Raw genomic sequence first — 14,170 nt, 5'->3', positions numbered from 1 at the left:
CCCCACCCCCTCCCCCCCCCCGCTCTACACACCCCCCCCGGACTCGGCGCCCCCCACCCACCCCCCCCCGGGGGGGGGGCCCCCGGGGCCCCCCCCCGCCCTTGTGACATCCCGGAATCGGAGAAAGCCGGATGGCAGCGACCACTGAAGCGACGAAGGAAGAAGAAGACACTCCGCAGGAGCTGACCGGGCTGCGAGCCCGGGCGGCCCAGATGCAAAACCCCGGCCTGTACGTGGGGTCCGGGCTCAGCATCGCCTCGAGCCTGCTGTCTGGCGACCCGCTCCTGTTCACCACGATCGGCGCAACCGGCCTCGCGGCCGGCTGGGCCGCTCTGGCCATGAACCCCGGACCGTGGCGCTGGCTGCCCGGGCACGGCGAGCCGTGGGAGTGGATGGCCCGCAGCAGCCGGCGCGGCTACCGGCGCAAGGTCCGCCGGATGCGCCGCCGCCTGGCCCAAGACGACGGCTACGGCCCGTCCGTGGGCAGCGACGGCATGCTCGTGCCGACCATCGGCATCGCCGACGGCTGGCGCCACCGGGACGACCGCGCCGCTCTCGTACGCGCGGCGAAGGCCGAGGCCTACCGCAACCGCTGCGCGAGGCTGCGGCGGATGTGGGCCAAGGCCCTGCCCGACTGGGAGCGCGGCTGGTGGCGCCGGTACACGCCCGCCGAGATGGCGCTGCGTGCCGGGCCTCTGGCGGCGATCCCCGCGAGCGGCTTCATAGACGTGCCCTGGTGGGCCCACATTGTCGCCGCGTCCCTCGGGTCCGCGTGGGGATCGTGGGTGTGGGCCCGTCCCGACCTCGGGGTCTCCCCGGCCGGGCACCCGGAGGGAGCGGGCTGGTACCTGGCGCGGTGGGATGAGTGGATCGCATGCGAGCGCGGCCCGCTGCCCGATTCCAAGCTCGTCGACATCCACCTGGACGACGACAAGCTGACCGCGATCATCGTGTCCACCACCGCCAGGCCCGCACTGTCCGTCGGGCAGGACGAGATCTCGATCGCGTTCGACGTGCCGCCCCGGGCGGTCAACGTCTACCGCCCCGAGGACATGTCCGCCAGCCGCGCCAAGCTCACCGTCCGGCTGCGGACCGCCGCGGCCGCCGACCTGGACATGGACGACCTTCCGGCTGTGTGGCAGGAGTTCGGCCCGTACATGGGCAGCGAGCTGTACGACGTGCAGGAGACGGAGTACGGCCGCCAGTTCAAGATCCTGATGCCGCGTCGGGGCTCCTCGGTCGCCGAGGTACAGCCGCGCAGCATCGCCCAGGCCCTCGACATGCCCGGCGAGGATGCCGTCGCCCGGCTGCACCTGCGCGTGATCGATGCCCGCCGGATCGAAGTCAACGAGATGAGCACCAACCCGCTGCAGGACGGTGTGGCGCTCGACCTACGCGCCCTGACCATGGACGCGCAGGGCTACGTCACGGTCGGCAAGGACATCTACGGTCGTCCGGCGAAGTGGCGGCTCCTGAAGTTCGACCCGATCCGCCGCGGCCTGTCCGGGCGGCCGTCCGCATCGGCGGTGCACTCGTTCGGCTCCGGCACCACCGGCGCCGGCAAGACCTCCCTGGAAGAAGACCTCCAGGTCGCCCAGCGAGTCAACGGCTTCATCTCCTGGCTGGCCGACGGCAAGGGCGGCGCCGGATACGCATCCTGGTTCGGAGATCTCGACTGGCTGGTCAAGTCGCCGGTCGGGGCCATGCTCATGGGCCAGTCCGCCACCCGGGTCAGCGAGTACCGCTACAGCGAGCAGATGAAAATGCAGTGGCTGGACGCGGAAGGGTTCATCGAGCAGGGCCGGTCGTTCTTCGTGCCCGGCGAGCCCTTCGCCCCGATGGTCGTCACCTGGGACGAGTTCAACGAGATGGTCCTCAAAGACCCTCACGCGTTCCACGTCAAGCCGCTGACCCGGGCCATGTCCAGCGTGGGCCGCCTTTCCAGGGCGGCCGGTCTGTCCGCACGGGCCTGGGTCCAGATCCCGAACCTGGACTCCATCGGATCGGACGCCAGCGCGAACGCCATTCGCGACATGCTCCAGTCCGGGAACATCGGCCTTTTCCGCACCGCGCGCGCCGACGTCGACGTCATGTCGCTCGGCTCCCGCACCCCGGAATTCCGTCTGGAGCCTCTTCCCGAGCGGTTCCCGGACGGGTCCGAGACAGGCGGCCTGTTCTACCTCGCCGACGGAAAAGCCCAGTACACCCAGTCCCGGGCCATGTTCCACACCAACCCGGCCCGCGTCGCCCGCGGGTTCCCCATGGCGACCCTCTCCGACCCGGAGGCCGACGCCGCCGGCGCCGCGTACCTGCGTCGGGAGGAATACCGCTACCTGGACGCCGCCGAGGAGGAAGCCTTCCTCCTCGACCTGATCAAGCAGGAGCAGTCCAAGAACAGCCCGCACGCCACGGTCATCGACCTCAAGCCCGCGCCGGCCGCCGCGGATGAGGACGGCGAAGACGAGGACCTGGACGAACTCGTGCCGCTCACCCGCACCCAGAAGGTCTGGTACGCGGTCGACGGCGGTGCCCGGCGCAACAAGCAGATCGCCGAGGTCACCGAACTCCAGCCGTCGAATGTCGCGAACGCCACGACCCGTCTGGAACGGCTCGGGAAGCTCACCAAGATCGACCGCGACTGGCACACGGCCTCCCCCCTCGACGACCAACGCGTCGACGCCTGACCCCCCACCCCGCCCTCACCGAATTGGAGACTTCTCCATGAACATCACCGTCACCGGACTCTTCGTCCTTGTCTGCATCGGCCTCGGCATCTGGTTCAAGAGGGACAGTTCCTTCCGCCGCCGGGAGTTCCTCGCCGTGTCCCTGTTCTGGATCCTCGCGGTCGCCACCCCCTGGGGTGCCACGGCCGTCGAGAAGGTTCAGACCATGATCGGCAACGGAGTCCAGTCGGCCTCCCAGACCGTCAACTCGGTCTCGTCCAAGTAGAGCCACCCCACGAAGGAGGCGGCCCGCACCCAGCGGGCCGCCTCTACTGCGTCCACCCCCGACCCCTCAGCAAGGAGACACGCCACATGGCCGACGACCTCGCAGGCCTCGGGCGGGGGCAGACGGCTCAGGAAGCGGTCGACGAGGCGCGCATGCTGGCCAACTGGTACAGCAGTAACGCCCCCACGACCACCAGACTCGTCGCCCCCGACCTTCCGCCGCCCAAGCCCGCCATGGGAGACGACGTGCCGTTCGATCGGCACGGACGACCGCCCATGTCCCAGCGGGCCACGGACCACGCGGCGCTCGTACTCGTGTACTCGTTCGGCTCGCTGCCGGTCAGCGCCGCCATCTCGCTGGTGCTGTGGCGGCTGGCCAACGTCAGCCCGACGACGCTGACCATCGTCGGCGTAGGCACCGTCGGCGTGATCACCTCGATCGGCGTCGCAGCCCGCATGATCGGGCGCGCCGTACGCGATGGCGCCTCCGCCCTGCCGAACAACACGGTCAACCACTTCACCGGGCCGAACTACGTGCAGCACAACGAACTGCACACCGAAACCAAGTGGTTCGGCACCACCCACAACGAACTCCCCGGCAATCGGGAGTGATGTTGGCCCCGCATGACGCGAAGAACGACCTCGCCTGATTCAGCACCATTCCGCTCCACCAGTGATCGGCCGTTCTCCGTACGCCCCCGCTCGCCGCCCCATCAGGCGGAACCGCGGGGCCGTGCGGTGTCCGCCCGGCCACCCAGACCGCGTACTGGCGGTCCTCGCCACCAACTTCCCTTGCCGGGGCGCCGCGCCTCCGTCTCTCGCTGGCTGCCGTAGTCCTCATCGCGTCGCTGGCCTCGCGCTCGTCGTGACCTTGCTCGCGTAACGGCAGAAGACCGGTCCGCCAGGTCCCCGTCACCCAAGCACCGCCTGCCTACCCAACCTCCATGGAGGCCACTGTGAAGAAGACCCCCGCCAAGAAACCCGCCGCGAAAAGGACACCGGCCAAGAGGACACCGGCCAAGAGCGCACCGGCGAAGAGGGCCGCGGCGAAGAGGACGCCCGCGAAGCGGGCCCCCGCGAAGAGGACCCGCGGAAAATCGGCGCCCAGCCTTACCAGGATGGTGTCCCGGCTGTTCCGCACCATGGGGCGGAGCGCCAGGAACCTCGACCCGGCGCACCGTAAGGACGGCGCCGCGCTGCTGCTGTTCGCCCTCGCGCTGATCGTCGCCGCGGGCACCTGGGCCGACCTCAAGGGCCCGGTCGGCGACCTGGTCGAGATCCTGGTGACCGGCGCCTTCGGGCGGCTCGACCTGCTCGTGCCGATCCTGCTCGTGGTGATCGCAGTCCGGCTCGTCCGGCACCCCGAGAAACCCACGGCAAACGGTCGTATCGTGATCGGCCTGTCCACGCTGCTGATCGGCCTCCTCGGACTGATCCACATCGCGGCCCACTCGCCCGCGCGGGACGACGGCATGCAGGCCATTCGGGACGCCGGCGGACTGATCGGCTGGGGCGTCGCGACCCCGCTGACCTACACCGTGAGCAACGTGCTGGCCGCACCGCTGCTGGTGCTGCTCACGGTCTTCGGGCTGCTGGTCGTCACGGCCACCACGGTCAACGCCATCCCGCAGCGGCTGCGGGCGCTCGTCGTGCACCTCGGCGTCGTCCAGGAGCAGACAGCCGACATGCCAAGTGAGGACGACGAGCGAATCCCGGAGCAGCGGCACGAGCCGCCGCCGACCGCGCGCTCCCGCCGTCGCGGGCCCGTCGAAGAGGCGTACGACCCCGAGGGCGTCGAGCAGGCGGCCCTCGCGCCGCGCGGGAAACTCAAGGCCGCAGCAACGCCGACCCCCGTCACACAGCCGCCCGCGACGACGTCGACTCCCCTGGTTGTCCCCGACCTCACCAAGGCGCCGTCCGCTGGCGAGGAGCGCGATGTTCCCGCGCCCGCGGAACAGCTCCGCCTGTCCGGTGACATCACGTACGCGCTGCCCTCGCTCGACCTCCTTGCGCGCGGCGGGCCCGGCAAGGCGCGCAGTGCCGCCAACGACGCGGTCGTCGCGTCACTCTCGAACCTCTTCTCCGAGTTCAAGGTCGACGTTGCCGTCACCGGCTTCACGCGCGGCCCGACGGTCACGCGCTACGAAGTCGAGCTCGGCCCGGCCGTGAAGGTCGAGCGGATCACCGCGCTGACGAAGAACATCGCGTACGCCGTCGCCAGCCCCGACGTCCGGATCATCTCGCCGATCCCTGGCAAGTCCGCGGTCGGCATCGAGATCCCCAACACCGACCGCGAGATGGTCAACCTCGGTGACGTGCTCCGGCTGGCCGCGGCCGCCGACGACGATCACCCCCTGCTGGTCGCGCTCGGCAAGGACGTCGAGGGCGGATACGTCATGGCCAACCTCGCGAAGATGCCGCACATCCTGGTCGCCGGAGCCACCGGCTCCGGCAAGTCCTCGTGCATCAACTGCTTGATCACTTCCATCATGGTGCGCGCGACCCCCGAGGACGTGCGCATGGTCCTCGTCGACCCCAAACGCGTGGAGCTGACGGCCTACGAGGGCATCCCGCACCTGATCACGCCGATCATCACCAACCCGAAGCGGGCCGCCGAGGCCCTCCAGTGGGTCGTACGCGAGATGGACCTCCGCTACGACGACCTCGCGGCCTACGGGTTCCGGCACATCGACGACTTCAACGCCGCCGTACGAAGCGGCAAAGTGAAGGCGCCGGCGGGCAGCGAGCGCGACCTCCAGCCGTACCCGTACCTGCTGGTCATCGTCGACGAGCTCGCCGACCTGATGATGGTCGCGCCGCGGGACGTCGAGGACGCGATCGTCCGCATCACGCAGCTCGCGCGCGCGGCAGGCATCCACCTGGTGCTCGCCACCCAGCGGCCGTCGGTCGACGTCGTCACCGGTCTGATCAAGGCGAACGTGCCCTCCAGGCTCGCCTTCGCCACCGCCTCGCTCACCGACTCGCGCGTCATCCTCGACCAGCCCGGCGCCGAGAAGCTGATCGGCAAGGGCGACGGACTGTTCCTGCCGATGGGAGCGAGCACGCCGGCCCGTATGCAGGGCGCCTTCGTGACCGAGAACGAGATCGCGGCCATCGTCCAGCACTGCAAGGAGAAGATGACGCCCGTCTTCCGGGACGACGTCGTGGGCACCCAGCAGAAGAAGGAGATCGACGAAGAGATCGGCGACGACCTCGACCTGCTGTGCGAGGCGGCCGAACTGGTCGTCTCCACCCAGTTCGGCTCAACGTCCATGCTTCAACGCAAGCTCCGGGTGGGCTTCGCGAAGGCCGGGCGGCTGATGGACCTCATGGAGTCCCGCGACATCGTCGGTCCCAGCGAGGGCTCCAAGGCGCGCGCCGTCCTGGTGAAGCCGGATGAACTGGACGGGGTGCTGGCACTGCTCCGTCCCATACCCGGCAGCGCGCAAGGAGAAGACGCGGACCCCGACAGCCTCCAGGAGCTAAGTCGGACCGCGACTGGCGCAGAGCGGCTGCAATGAGCCGCTCCCGCCGCCATGAAGTCGGCGGGCAGCAAGCCGGGTGCGACCACAACTCGGGACCGGGCACTCCAGGGCCCGGGCCCGTCATGGTCGGCCCCACCAACACCCCGACCACGGCAGATCAGGCAACACGTTGCCTGATCGTGACCGGTGGTCGGGGCTGATGGTCGCCGTCCTGGTCGGGGCCGACGGGTGAGGTGCCCCCATGGACTTCACGCCCGCGCTCGCCTCGGACGGCACCACAGCAGACAACCCCATCGAACCTCAGGACGAGCACGTGACCGTCGCCGGCCAACGCGACGCGCACCACCGGCTGCTCGGCCCCCTTCCGCAGGCCGCCTGATCCCGGATCGGGCGGCCTCCGCCTTTCCAAACCGCTCCCGGACTCCCCAAGGAGGAGAACCCCATGGGCAAGACCATGCGCACCACCGCCGCCATCGCCACGGCCGGCTTCGAAAACCTCGTCATGCTGGCCGCCGCCGGAACCGGCGGCGTACTGGGCTACAACGCGCCGGCCCTGCTCACCGCCGCCGGAGTCGACGGCTGGCCCGGCAGCACCACGCCGACCTGGGCCGCCTTCTCCGCAGGCCTCATCGCAATCGCCTTCGCCTTCGGGGTCAGCGAGCTCCTCGACTCGTTCATGTCGCCGCTGCGCGCCCTCACCCGCACCTCGACCTCCCCGGCCTACGGGCTGGACACACAGGAGACGGACGAGGACCTGCCCACCGACGCCGAGGAACTCATCGACCGCCTGACCGAGGCCGCCCGGGCCGGCGGCGCCCACGAGGCCGCGATGTACTCCGGGAAGATCGACCCCGCCGGGAACCTCCTGCACAAGGCCAAGCTGTGGGTGGGCATCGACGGCACCAGCGCCCTGTTCCCCCTCACCGACGGCGCCTACGTGCACTACCGCAAGAACGAGGACGGCAAGTTCGCGACCCACGAATACGCCTTCGTCGTCCCGGAGACCGAGGACGAGCCGGTCCCCGTCACGTCCATGGACCAGGTGCGTGACCTCCTGGAGCAGCACCTCAACCACGAGGCGGAGGACGAGCCGGTCAGCGCCTGACCTGCCGGACCCCTGTGCCGCCCCGACCCCTCGCGGGCCGGGGCAGTGCAGAGGCCCGACAGACGGGCTCCGACCGACACGGAGGGCCAGCGCCCCATGACGACCATGGACATCACCCACAGCCGCGCGGAGGCACCCGAGTCCGCCGAAGCCGTGGGACCCAACACCCGCCGCACGGAAACGCCGATGATCAGCGAGCTGGTCGTGGCGACGCTCCACCTGGAGCACCTGGCCGAGACGGCCGGTCCGCCCCCGGACGAGACGGCCGCTCACGTGAACGGCATGACGCCCGAGCAGCAGCGCTCCTTCGTCCTGGGCAACGCCGACCGCATCCGCGCCGCCCTCGACAAGATCACCGCACCGTACGAGACGCCCGCACCGTCGGCGCCCCCCGACCCCGGCCCGGCCGAAGACGACGGCCGCGACCTCCAGTCGCCGACCTGCTGCCTCCCGACCGACGCCACGGCGACCGTCGTTGCCACGTTCCCGGAGACAGCCGCTGTGCATGCCGTACTGGCCGACGACCGGAACGATGCCCAGCGGATCGTCGCCGCCATGCTCCCCGACGAACGCGCCGCGTTCGCGAGCCAGCTCGACGAACTCCGCAAGCTCATCGGCCTGGTCTGCGACAACTGCGGTTGCCTGGCCGAGCTCGGGACCGGAACGACCGACCCCTTCGCCGCGGTGTGCCGCTTCCTGTGCGACGCGTGTGCGGCCGAACTCCGGAGCATCCACGGCACCCCTTCCCGGCGGTCCAGCGCGACGAGCAACTCGCCCGCCGCGTCGACGGCACCCTCGCCGAAGACCCGCGGGGCGGCCTGACGCCCCACGAACACGGCGTCGGTGGAAGCCGGCCCCGCCGCCACGGCCACCCATGAGCGATCGGCTCGCTCACGGTCCCGAGCGCCATCCGTACAGCACCACCGTCACCTGCACCCGACCAGCGAGATGAGGAGTCCCTTCACCATGACCGAGCACAGCACCCGCGCCGTCCGCTTCGCCGCCGCCTACGCCCTGATGCGCATGGCCGCGGACCTCGGCGACCACTGGATCCAGTCCGACCACCAGGCTGTCACCAAGGGCCAGCACGACGAGCAGGAGGGCGAGTCCAGCCGGGCCGGACGCATCGCCTGCACCGCGCACGTCGCCACGTACACCGCCACCCAGGCCGTCGCCCTGTTCGCCGGATCCCGTGCCCTCGGCCTGCGCCTCAAGCCGAGCCGTGTCGCCGCGGCGCTCACCCTCTCGGCCGCCACCCACTGGTGGGCCGACCGGCGCATCCACCTCAGGGCCGTCGCGGACGCCACCGGCAAGGAGCGCTTCTACGCCCTGGGCGGCCCGCTGGGAGGCGCTTACGCCCTGGACCAGGCGTTCCACCACACCGTGGAAACCGTCGCGGCCGTCATCGCCGGTTCCAAGTGAACCGGGCAGGAGGTCCGCAGATGACGTTCCGCGAACACAGCAACAAGCCAGGCTGGGACGACTGGGCGCTCGCCTGTGAAGCGGTCATGCTGCGCCAGTTCGCCGGCTACCACGACGACCCGCAGGCCGACGCCGAGCGGCGACTGGGCGAGGCCTTCACGGAGGACGAAGTCCGCCGGGCGGACGCCTACCTGGCCGCGGGCGTGCTCGACGCCAGCCGTCTGGCCGACATCGAGGCCACGCTCAACAGCGCCAGCGACGACACGAAATGGCTCGTCGAGCAGCTCAAGACAGCGTGGGCACGCATGAACGTCCTACGGGACCGGCTCGACGACGCCGGAAGCCTGATGGACATCGGATACGTCGCCAGCGCGATCCGGTACGTCCCGGGCTCGCGCGAGGCGATAGGCGCATGACGACGCGGCCGCCGCACCCGCACCCGCTCACCCCGGACGGCCTGCCCGAGGGCGACACCTGGTCCCAGGGCTGCCCCGAATGTCACCTGCCGATCCAGGGAGGCGCCGCCGGCCTGGACGCGCACCGCAGGACGGTGCACACCCAGGCCGGTGACCCCCGGCGCCAGATCACCATCCACCTCTGACAGCAGGACAGACCCCGTGCCGGTGGGTCCTTTCCGTCGTAAAGAGCCCACCCCACCCGCCCGCACGGTGCGGCCCGGAATCGCCACCGGCAACCGGCTGCCCGGCCGCCAACCGACCCATGACGAAACTGTGTTGGGAGAGCCATGACGAGCTCCGCTCTGGAGCCACACCTCACCTGGCGGTTCCCGGAACGCCACCGGGACCAGGAGACGTTCGGCTGGGACTGTCAGTCCCCCGGCTGCCAGGCCGGCAACTACCGATACCCCGACGTCAGGGACGCGGCGCGCGACGCCGATGCACACGAGCGCGACGAGACCCGGAAGCTCTTCGAGCCGGGGACCCTCGTGGTCTTCGTCGGCCCCGCAGCGGCGGGCAAGACGCGTCTCGCCGACGCCTTCCCCGCCGACTGGGTGGTGAGCCTGGATGAACTGCGCAGGCGCCTGACCGGAGATGCGGGGAACCAGGCCGTGACTCCGCAGGCCGTCCAGATCCAGGACCTGCTGGTGGAGACACGGCTGCAGTACGCCGAGACCACCGTCCTCGACTCCACCAACGTAGAAGCCGCTGTCCGTACGCGTCTGGTGGAACGGGCCCATCGGTGGGGCAGGCCCGTGGCCGCGGTCGTGTTCGTGACCGGGCTGGACGTCTGCCTACTGCGAAACAGCAAGCGGCCGGCCAACCGGCGGGTGCCGGACGGGGCCCTGGAGTGGCAGTTCGAGCAGACGGCGCTGTCGCTGCCGCTGCTGGCCGATGAGGGGTTCATCGACGTCCGTACGGTCGGCGCCTCGTGGCGCACCGGCCTGGCTCTGGCGTATGGCGGAACCGACCGATGCTGAGCGTGATCAGCGGTCAGCCGTGCCGAGATGGGTGCGCGCTGTGAACGGTCCACTGACGCAGACGACGCCCATTCCTTGCCGCGGTCGTCAGCCGCTGATCCCGCCGGTCTTTACGCCGTAAAGCCGCTCGGCGGCCCACCTCAAGCCGACGTACCCCTGCCGCGCTTACGGCGGCGGCATCCTGCCCCACTCATGCGTGCGGGGCGCGCCCTCGGCCTGCAACCACCGGGCGCGCCCCACCAACCCCCGAAACGGAGGCACTTCGAGATGACCACAGCCTTAACCCAGCCCGCAACCACTTCCCTGGCACCGGGCTGCCCGACCTGTGCTGGCCGCCCCGGTGAGCGCCTCTACTCCATCGGCACCGACCAGCCCCGGGCCCTGGCCAAGGCCGATGCTGAGGCCGCGGTCCTCGGCGACGGCGCTCACGTCCACCAGTCCCTCCCTGACGACCAGTACGTCGTCGTCCGCCCCGTCACCGACACCGAAGCGGGGCAGTCGTGAACGAGATCATGCTCACCGCAGCGATACCGGCAGCCGGATGGGCCCTCCACGCCAGCCTGCTCGCCCGCAAACTCCGCGCCGAACGACGGGACCCCCTCACCGGCCTGTGGACGCGACGCCCCTGGATGCACCGCACCGAACGGCTGATCCGCCAGGAGCGCATCACCCACGTGCTTCTCCTCGACCTCGACGGCTTCAAGCCCGTCAACGACGACTTCGGCCACAAGGCCGGGGACGCCGTGCTCACGGCCGAGGGCGCCCGGCTGGACGACTTCGTCACCCAGAACGGCGGACCCCGCAGCGTCTGCGCCCGCCTCGGCGGGGACGAGTTCGTCGCCGCGATCAGCGTCCAGGACCTGAAGGCCTTCATCGACGGCCTGGCCCGCGAGCTCGCCCGGCCAGTGCCCTGGCCGGGAGGCCCGCTCAAGGTCACCGCCTCCATCGGCGCCGTACGAGTCGCCGAGGTGCAGCAGCCGTCGGCCTCGACCGTCCTCGAGGCCGCCGACGCCGCTATGTACGCAATCAAGAAGTCGCGAGGGCGCAGCGGCCGCCGCGCCCACCGCCGCGCCGCCAGCCCCACGGCCTCCACGGTGAACGTCATCTCCCCGGCACAGGAAGCGAGGGCCTCGGTATGAAACCGGTGATCAGTGAGGCGTACCCGGTACGCGCCCTGACGCTCTGGCAGCCCCATGCCTCGGCAGTGGCCGCCCTCGGCAAGGACATCGAAAACCGCAGCTGGGCGCCCACCTACCAGGGACTCATCCTCGTCCACGCCGGCCTCGACACCGACAGTGCGGCCGTGCGCCAGGTGCCCCAAGACCTGGAGCTGCCCAGGGGATCCGTAGTGGCCGTCGCCCGCATCTCCAAGGCGCACACCGACTGCGAGGGACGGTGCAGCACGTGGGCCGACCGCGACAGTACCTGGCATTGGGAGCTCTCCGACGTCATCCAACTGGCCACCCCCGTCACGCAGGTGAAGGGACGCCAACGCATCTGGGTGCCGGACGATCCCCTGCGTCACCGCGTCGCGGCAGCGCTCCCCCGGAACGCTGCCTGCCTCGCTGCTCATCTCCGCAAGGAACCCTCCACGTGCACCGTCGCCGCTGCCTCTTCCCCGGCCGCGCCCGCAGCCACCGCACGGCCCGGAAGGAGTTCAGCATGTCTGTGCACACCCACCCGATGACCCTGAGCGGGACGCTCGCCGACCCCGCCGTGCTCATCGACGGCCAGGCCTACTTCCGGCTCACGTACGCGCCCGAACACCACAACTGCGCCCCCGCTGGGCACGATCACGAAGTCCGCGAGGCCGTGTTGCCCTGCGCGATGGCTGACCCCGCGGCCGCTGCGGACCTCGCCGCATTGCAGCCCGGCGCCCCGCTGACGGTCAGCGGCTACCTCGCCCTGCCCGACACCTACACCAGCGACCTGCGCCTGGTGGTCCATACCGCCGACATCGAACTGGCTGCCCCGAGGCAACCCGCAGCGCCACGGCCGGCGCTGCGTCTCGTCCGCAGCGGCACCCGCCACCTCGCTGGATCGCCCAGCTGACAGCCCTCCTCCCAAACTCCGTTGAAGAAGGACTCCACCATGGCGGCTTCCGTCATCCCCAGCCCGCGGCAGGCACTGACCGCCTCGCAGGCCGTCGCCCTGACCCTGCTCCGCGACGGCTACACGCAGCGCACCATCGCCGTCCGCACCGGCACCGATCCCCATGACCTCTACCGCCTCGCCGCCCTGCACGGCATCACCGCCCCGCACGGAACGGTCGAGGGCCACAACTGCCATGAAGCCCGAGGGGAAGAACCCTGCACCTCCTGCGCGCACGCCCACGGGCGAGCCCACGCCCGAGAGCACGCCCAACGCCGCAGGACGCTGGGCGCACTGCCCCGCGCGCTGCGTCCCCGCGGCCGGCAAGTACGGAGGGCCGTGCGGTGAACGCGCCCCTGCCTGCCCCTCCTCCCGGGGAACCCGGCGGCCTGATCGTTCTGGAGGGCTATCTCGACGACGAGACGCTCCCCGACGACCTGTCCGGTGAGACGACCCGGTTCCAACTGGTCGTCTCACCCACCGAAGACCGCATCGACGAACTCGTCATGCCCTGCACGGTCACCGAGCCCGGACTGGCACACGCCGTCGTGACCGACCTAGGAGCCAGCGACCTGCTCCGCGTCAGCGGCCACCTCCAGCTTCCCCGCGATCCAGGGGACGGAATACGGCTGCAGGTCAGCGCCATCCACGTGCTGGAGAACGGCGTCGACCTCAGCCACGTCGACAGCGAGGACGAGCTGGGCCCCGTGGCCCTGTCCGAGTACGGGTACATCGAGCGCTACGGCGACTACCAGACGTGGAACGACCCCGACGCCTGCCTCACCAGCCTCTGGCACACCTCCGGAGAGTGGGTCGCCTCCACCGACGACCCCAGCGCCCTTGGCGATCTCATTGCCGCCCACCGACGGCGCGCAACCTCCGCACCCGCCGACACCCACCCCACGGAGCCCGACCCAACGGAGCCCGACCCCACACCGCCGCCCCCGCCCACCAGGCGGCGGCCGGCGCGCTTGCACCGAATGCGGAGCTGGCTTCGCCGCACCTGGCCGAACAGGACGGCAAACACGCGCACGCTCTGACCAGCACACCCCACTACGGCCCGGGGCGGCCGCCGGACACCGATCCCGGCCGCCCCGGCTGCCTCCCCCCGGACCGGACCACAACACCACGAAGGAGCGCCATGTCCAGCCTCCCCCAGGCGGACACCACGCCAACTCGCACCCAGCGCAAGCGCACAAAGAATTGGCGCGCCGGAAGCGCGATGATCGTCGACCGAAGCAGCCGCTACGGAAACCCCTGGCGCGTCGAAAACAGCGTCGTCATCGCACCGGACGGCACCGCTCGGGAATTGGGCACACCCTCCGCCGCCCGCGAGCACGCCAGAACCTGCTACCGGGCCTGGCTGCACGGTGAGGGCCCCGACACCTACGCCGTCGGCCGAAAGAGGTTCGACCGGCGCCGCGTCCTCACCGGCCTGAGCCGCCTACGGGGCCGTGACCTGGCCTGCACGTGCCCACTGCCCAGCGCAGGCGAGCCCGACCACTGCCACGCGACCGTGCTCCTGGGACTGGCCGCACAACCCGAGAGGACCACCACGTGACCGGCTCCATAACGGCGCCGTCGCCGCGCGGCCACCGCGCCGCATGGCGGTTCGCTGAGACCGACTACGCCTCCTACCTCAGCCACTCACCGACCTCCGCAACAACCACCACCCCCAACC

At 70.7% G+C, this 14,170-nt stretch carries 18 protein-coding genes; all 18 read left to right on the top strand.

Going from position 1 to position 14,170, the window contains the following annotated elements:
• Positions 1-131: 131 nt before the first annotated feature.
• The 18 genes from ACWGJB_RS38150 (at position 132) to ACWGJB_RS38065 (ending at position 14,050) form a co-directional block, all read left to right on the top strand.
• Positions 132-2,684 (top strand): hypothetical protein, encoded by a 2,553-nt coding sequence (locus ACWGJB_RS38150; RefSeq protein WP_453384642.1) that lies wholly within the window; start codon positions 132-134, stop codon positions 2,682-2,684.
• A 37-nt stretch (positions 2,685-2,721) separates the two neighbouring features.
• A complete protein-coding gene (locus ACWGJB_RS38145) occupies positions 2,722-2,949 on the top strand; it encodes a hypothetical protein (RefSeq protein WP_362997511.1) in 228 nt (75 codons plus the stop codon).
• 86 nt (positions 2,950-3,035) lie between these two features.
• Positions 3,036-3,560, top strand: coding sequence for a hypothetical protein (locus ACWGJB_RS38140; RefSeq protein ID WP_453384641.1), 525 nt, complete (start codon positions 3,036-3,038; stop codon positions 3,558-3,560).
• A gap of 332 nt (positions 3,561-3,892) precedes the next feature.
• The gene (locus tag ACWGJB_RS38135) at positions 3,893-6,469 is read left to right on the top strand and encodes a DNA translocase FtsK 4TM domain-containing protein (RefSeq protein ID WP_453384640.1); all 2,577 of its coding nucleotides are present in this window, start codon (positions 3,893-3,895) and stop codon (positions 6,467-6,469) included.
• A gap of 205 nt (positions 6,470-6,674) precedes the next feature.
• Positions 6,675-6,812: a hypothetical protein gene (locus ACWGJB_RS38130; protein WP_453384639.1), complete on the top strand. Its 138-nt coding sequence runs from the start codon at positions 6,675-6,677 to the stop codon at positions 6,810-6,812.
• 63 nt (positions 6,813-6,875) lie between these two features.
• Positions 6,876-7,538 (top strand): hypothetical protein, encoded by a 663-nt coding sequence (locus ACWGJB_RS38125; protein WP_453384638.1) that lies wholly within the window; start codon positions 6,876-6,878, stop codon positions 7,536-7,538.
• A 96-nt stretch (positions 7,539-7,634) separates the two neighbouring features.
• Positions 7,635-8,360 (top strand): hypothetical protein, encoded by a 726-nt coding sequence (locus ACWGJB_RS38120; protein WP_453384637.1) that lies wholly within the window; start codon positions 7,635-7,637, stop codon positions 8,358-8,360.
• A 144-nt stretch (positions 8,361-8,504) separates the two neighbouring features.
• On the top strand, positions 8,505-8,960 hold the full coding sequence (locus ACWGJB_RS38115) for a transcriptional regulator (RefSeq protein WP_453384636.1): 456 nt from the start codon (positions 8,505-8,507) through the stop codon (positions 8,958-8,960).
• A 20-nt stretch (positions 8,961-8,980) separates the two neighbouring features.
• The gene (locus ACWGJB_RS38110) at positions 8,981-9,376 is read left to right on the top strand and encodes a hypothetical protein (RefSeq protein WP_453384635.1); all 396 of its coding nucleotides are present in this window, start codon (positions 8,981-8,983) and stop codon (positions 9,374-9,376) included.
• Entirely contained in the window at positions 9,373-9,561 is a 189-nt protein-coding gene (locus tag ACWGJB_RS38105) for a hypothetical protein (RefSeq protein ID WP_453384634.1), read from the top strand. Before ACWGJB_RS38110 ends, ACWGJB_RS38105 begins: the two co-directional genes overlap by 4 nt.
• A gap of 144 nt (positions 9,562-9,705) precedes the next feature.
• Positions 9,706-10,398: an AAA family ATPase gene (locus ACWGJB_RS38100; RefSeq protein WP_453384633.1), complete on the top strand. Its 693-nt coding sequence runs from the start codon at positions 9,706-9,708 to the stop codon at positions 10,396-10,398.
• A 267-nt stretch (positions 10,399-10,665) separates the two neighbouring features.
• Positions 10,666-10,902 (top strand): hypothetical protein, encoded by a 237-nt coding sequence (locus ACWGJB_RS38095; RefSeq protein WP_453384632.1) that lies wholly within the window; start codon positions 10,666-10,668, stop codon positions 10,900-10,902.
• On the top strand, positions 10,899-11,537 hold the full coding sequence (locus tag ACWGJB_RS38090) for a GGDEF domain-containing protein (RefSeq protein ID WP_453384631.1): 639 nt from the start codon (positions 10,899-10,901) through the stop codon (positions 11,535-11,537). Before ACWGJB_RS38095 ends, ACWGJB_RS38090 begins: the two co-directional genes overlap by 4 nt.
• Positions 11,534-12,085 carry a hypothetical protein gene (locus ACWGJB_RS38085; protein ID WP_453384630.1) on the top strand — a complete coding sequence of 184 codons (552 nt, stop codon included), beginning with the start codon at positions 11,534-11,536 and terminating at the stop codon, positions 12,083-12,085. The genes ACWGJB_RS38090 and ACWGJB_RS38085 overlap by 4 nt, the downstream gene beginning before the upstream one ends.
• Positions 12,061-12,450, top strand: coding sequence for a hypothetical protein (locus tag ACWGJB_RS38080; protein ID WP_453384629.1), 390 nt, complete (start codon positions 12,061-12,063; stop codon positions 12,448-12,450). The genes ACWGJB_RS38085 and ACWGJB_RS38080 overlap by 25 nt, the downstream gene beginning before the upstream one ends.
• 39 nt (positions 12,451-12,489) lie before the next feature.
• On the top strand, positions 12,490-12,837 hold the full coding sequence (locus ACWGJB_RS38075) for a hypothetical protein (RefSeq protein ID WP_390848976.1): 348 nt from the start codon (positions 12,490-12,492) through the stop codon (positions 12,835-12,837).
• Complete coding sequence (locus ACWGJB_RS38070) at positions 12,834-13,529, top strand: hypothetical protein (RefSeq protein ID WP_453384628.1); 696 nt, start codon at positions 12,834-12,836, stop codon at positions 13,527-13,529. The genes ACWGJB_RS38075 and ACWGJB_RS38070 overlap by 4 nt, the downstream gene beginning before the upstream one ends.
• Before the next feature lie 101 nt (positions 13,530-13,630).
• Positions 13,631-14,050: a DUF4326 domain-containing protein gene (locus ACWGJB_RS38065; protein WP_453384627.1), complete on the top strand. Its 420-nt coding sequence runs from the start codon at positions 13,631-13,633 to the stop codon at positions 14,048-14,050.
• Positions 14,051-14,170: the final 120 nt, after the last annotated feature.

This window comes from Streptomyces sp. NPDC054813 (assembly GCF_053611365.1).
This window is presented reverse-complemented; position numbering and strand designations above follow the sequence as displayed.